Source organism: Vannielia sp., from assembly GCF_029212645.1.
Taxonomy (GTDB): Bacteria; Pseudomonadota; Alphaproteobacteria; order Rhodobacterales; family Rhodobacteraceae; genus Vannielia.
The window spans coordinates 1-4,238 of the sequence record NZ_JARGND010000093.1; the positions used below are offsets into that span (position 1 = coordinate 1).

The 4,238-nt window shown below is 63.2% G+C and carries 6 protein-coding genes; all 6 read left to right on the forward strand.

What is annotated here, in order from left to right; genetic code table 11:
* Positions 1-746, forward strand: a 746-nt coding sequence (locus P1U55_RS15755; protein ID WP_301048591.1) for an enoyl-CoA hydratase/isomerase family protein, incomplete at its 5' end; no start/stop codon positions are given.
* Positions 746-1,906: a thiolase family protein gene (locus P1U55_RS15760; protein ID WP_301048592.1), complete on the forward strand. Its 1,161-nt coding sequence runs from the start codon at positions 746-748 to the stop codon at positions 1,904-1,906. The genes P1U55_RS15755 and P1U55_RS15760, both read left to right, overlap by 1 nt.
* Before the next feature lie 5 nt (positions 1,907-1,911).
* Positions 1,912-2,319, forward strand: coding sequence for a Zn-ribbon domain-containing OB-fold protein (locus P1U55_RS15765; protein ID WP_301048593.1), 408 nt, complete (start codon positions 1,912-1,914; stop codon positions 2,317-2,319).
* Positions 2,316-2,702: a hypothetical protein gene (locus P1U55_RS15770; protein ID WP_301048594.1), complete on the forward strand. Its 387-nt coding sequence runs from the start codon at positions 2,316-2,318 to the stop codon at positions 2,700-2,702. Before P1U55_RS15765 ends, P1U55_RS15770 begins: the two co-directional genes overlap by 4 nt.
* Positions 2,690-3,076 (forward strand): MaoC family dehydratase, encoded by a 387-nt coding sequence (locus P1U55_RS15775; RefSeq protein WP_301048595.1) that lies wholly within the window; start codon positions 2,690-2,692, stop codon positions 3,074-3,076. The genes P1U55_RS15770 and P1U55_RS15775 overlap by 13 nt, the downstream gene beginning before the upstream one ends.
* A partial coding sequence (locus P1U55_RS15780) for a CoA-binding protein (RefSeq protein WP_301048596.1) occupies positions 3,073-4,238 on the forward strand: 1,166 nt, incomplete at its 3' end. The genes P1U55_RS15775 and P1U55_RS15780, both read left to right, overlap by 4 nt.

Here is a 4,238-nt window from a genome sequence, read left to right on the forward strand (position 1 = left end):
AGGTCAGGCACAGCCTGGACATTGCCATGCGCGAAGAGATCGCGGCCCTGCTGCCAGACATTCGGGCGGATCGAAACCTGCGCGCGTTGATCATCACCGGTAGCGGCGGCGCCTTCTGTTCCGGCGGCGATCTGAAAGCGCTCAGCGAGGAGGACCGCCCGGTTGACGTGAACCGCGAGCGCATCGCCAAGCTGCACACATGGTTCACCGAACTGTCGAACCTGGAACTGCCGGTGATCGCTGCGGTCGACGGCCCCGCCTTTGGCGCAGGGTTCAACCTTGCGCTGGTGGCGGATTTCGTTCTGGCCACCCCGCGCGCACGGTTCTGCGCGGTGTTCGGACGGATTGGCCTGGTGCCCGATCTGGGCGGTTTCTTCCTGCTGCCGCGCATCGTGGGGCTGGCCCGCGCCAAGGAGCTGGTGATGACCGCCCGGTCGATCTCTGCGGCGGAGGCGAAGGAAATGGGGATCGTGCTGGAAATCCATGAGCCGGACTCGCTGCTGGATGCGGCGCTGGCTTTTGCCAAGCGTTTTGACAGCTCGTCGCGGCTGGCGGCGGGGATGGCGAAGGTGATCCTCAACCAGGCGCTTCATACGGACCAGCGCGCGCTGGCGGATATGGAAGCGATGGCTCAAACGCTGTGCCTCGCCTCGGACTATCACAAGGACGCGGTGCAGCGCTTTCTGGACAAGAAGCCGCTTGAGTTCGACTGGGACAAGATGGCCCAAAAAGACGCGGTGCGCTGATGTCGCGGAAACAACACACCGCCCGCATCACCGGCGTTGCCGATACCGCGATGGGTGAGCTGGCCGGATCGACCGCGTTGGGCCTGCACGCCGAAGCCACCAACGCCGCCCTGAAGGATGCCGGGCTGGAGGCGCAGGATATCGACGGCGTCTTGTGCGGCTATTCGATGACCGTGCCGCACCTGATGCTGAGTTCCGTCTTCAGCGAGTATTACGGGATCAGCCCCAGCTTCAACACCGCCATTCAGGCGGGTGGGGCGACGGCCTGCATCATGCTGGCCAATGCCGTGGCTCTGGTGGAATCCGGGGCCTGCCGCCATGTGCTTTGTGTCACCGGAGACAACCGCCTGACCGGGATGACCCGTGATGGCGCGGTGGCGGCCTTGGCGACCGTGGGCCACCCCGAGTTTGAGCAGCCTTATGGCATGTCGGTTCCGGCGTCTTATGCGCTGGTGGCGCAGGCCTACCTGCACCGTTTCGGCATCACGCGGGACGAGCTTTCGGCCATTGCCGTTTCGGCCCGCAAACATGCGGCGCTGCACCCCAAGGCCACCAAGCGCGATCCGCTCACGCTGGCCGATGTCAGCGAAAGCCGGGTCATCGCCTCGCCGCTGCGCCTGCTCGATTGCTGCCTGATTTCGGATGGCGGTGCTGCGGTGATTGTTAGCGCCGCAGACGCGGCGCGCGATACCCGTAACCCTGTGCGGGTTCTGGGCAGCGGGCAGGGCCACACCCATGAGCATATCATGGCCGCCCCGTCGCTTACCGACTTTGGCTGCAAGGCCTCGTCGGCCATGGCCTTTTCCCAGGCGGGTGTGATCGCACAAGACATCGACGTGGCCGAGATTTACGACAGTTTCACCATCACCCTGCTCGCCGAGCTGGAATCCATCGGGTTTTTTGAGAAGGGCGAGGCCGGGAAGGCCGCGCTGGCGGGCGACATTTCTTTGGGCGGACGTTTGCCCACAAACACCCACGGCGGATTGATGAGCTACGGACACTCCGGCGCAGCAGGCGGCGCGTTTCATATCGTTGAGGCCGTGCACCAGATGCGCGGCGAAGCCGACGCCCGCCAGGTGCCGGGGGCGCAACTGTCCTTTGTGCATGGCGATGGCGGCATCCTTTCAGCGCATTGCAGCCTCGTATTGGGAAAGGAGTAACGCAAATGGACCTTCCCATCCCCAGACCGAACGCCGATACCCGCCCCTATTGGGAGGCCGCGCAGCAAGACAGGCTGGTGCTTCAGCATTGCGCTGACTGCGGCGCGCGGCAGGCCATTCCGCGCAGCTATTGCGGCACCTGCCATTCCGCCAACCTGACCTGGCGCGACAGCAGCGGGATCGGCAAGATTGCCAGCTTTTCCGTTGTTCACCGCGCGCCGACCAAGGCGTTCCGCGATCACCTCCCCTATGTGCTGGCCCTCGTGGATATGGCGGAAGGCGTGCGCCTTATGCTGAACGTGATCGGTGAAGACCGGCTCGACACGCAAATCGGTGATCCGGTGCGGGTTGTGTTCGAGCCGCGCGGTGACGACGGGTTCAAGATGCCCCAGGTCCAGAGGAGCCCGGCATGATTACATTCGACGATTTCCAGCCCGGCCACGTTTTTGGCACGGCGCCTGTCACGCTTGACGACGAACTGTTCGGCAAATGGACGGCCCTGTTCCCCGGCGATGCCGCCTGCGCTCCGGACATGCCCGAAGGCATGACCGCGGTTTTGGTGATGAACGCCTACATGGAGCTGATCGCGCCGCGTCCACCGGGCAATGTCCATGCGGGGCAGACCTTTACGCTGGAGCGGCTGCCCAAGCTGGGGGAGACGGTGAACACCACCATCACCTGTGCCAGCAAGGAGCTGCGCAAGGGCCGCCGCTGGCTAAATCTGGAAACCCGGAGCCATGACGAGGCCGGCAATTTCCTGTTCTCTGGCGCAATGAGGTTGATATGGGCAGCGTGAACGACCAGACCAAACCCGCCGGGGGGGGCACCCCCGGCTCTCTGGATATTAGCTCTGAGGTGATCGGCAAATATGCCGACATCACCAATGATTACAATCCGATCCACACAGACCCGGAGTTTGCCGCGACCACGCCGATGAAGGGCGTGATCGCCCATGGCACCATGTCGCTGGCGCTGATCTGGCAAGCGTTGCGGCGCGATTTTGGCGCGGCGCGGTGCGCAGGCGCTGAGCTGGATGTCCGGTTCATCAAACCTGTGCGGATCAACGACCATCTGACCGCCCGGCACCAGCCGGATGAAGAAGGCGGCCTGTCTGTCTGGGTGGAAAACCAGGATGGCGAGCCTGTCATAAAGGGAAGTGCGCGACTATGAGTTCCACGTTCAAGAACCTGGATGTTTTGCTGAACCCGCGCTCGATTGCGGTGGTTGGAGCGTCGTCAAACCCGATGAAGGTTGGCGGGCGGCCCATCGCCTATATGAAAAAGCTAGGCTATGCGGGGGATATCTATCCGATCAACCCGAAGGCCGAAATCGTGCAGGGGCTACAGGCCTATCCGTCGATCTCGGCCATTGGCGCGCCGGTTGATCTGGCCATCGTTGCCGCCGCCGCTGCCTCGGTTGAGGATATCCTGCGCGATGGGATCGCTGCGGGGGTGAAGGCGTTTGTGGTCTTTTCGTCGGGCTTTGGCGAGTATTCGGCAGAGGGCACCGAGATTCAGGCCCGCCTCGGCCAGATGTGTCATGACGCCGGGGTGCTGCTGCTGGGGCCGAACTGCCTTGGCGCCATCAATATCCGCAACCATGTCATCGCGTCCTTCACCACCGCGATGGAAGATCACGATCTGATCGAAGGCGGCTTCGGCTTTGTTTCGCAAAGCGGGGCGCTGGGGGCCTATTGGCTCGATATGGTCTTTCAGCGGGGCATCGGTGTGTCATCCTGGATTGCCACCGGAAACGAGGCCGGGATCGACGTATCGGATGCCATCCATCACCTTGCCAACGATCCCGATACGCGGCTGATCGGCTGCTACATCGAGGATATCAAGGACGGCCCTGCGTTCCGCGATGCCGCCTTGGCCGCGATCTCGGCAGGAAAACCCATTGTTTTGATCAAATCGGGCCGGTCCCAAACCGGCGCGGCGGCGGCGGCCTCGCACACCGGGGCGCTGGCGGGTGAGGACGCACGATACCAGGCGCTGTTCGACCAGATCGGCATTGTCCGGGTAAATTCGCTGTCAGAAATGGTCGCGGTGGCGCGGCTGATCCTGATGCAGCCCCCTGCGAGCGGCCCCAACGTTGGGGTGATCAGCGTATCGGGCGGTGCGGGCGTTATGCTTGCCGATGATCTGGATGAGGCGGGCTTTGCCGTTCCGCCCTTTGACGATGACACCCGAAACCGGGTGAATGACGCGTTGCCCGGCTTTGTTTCGGCCAACAATCCGCTGGATGTGACCGGCAGCGTTGCCGGAGACAGCGGCATTTTCAGCCGGGTTCTGGATGCCCTTGGCAGCGCCCCGGATCATGACAGCTTTGT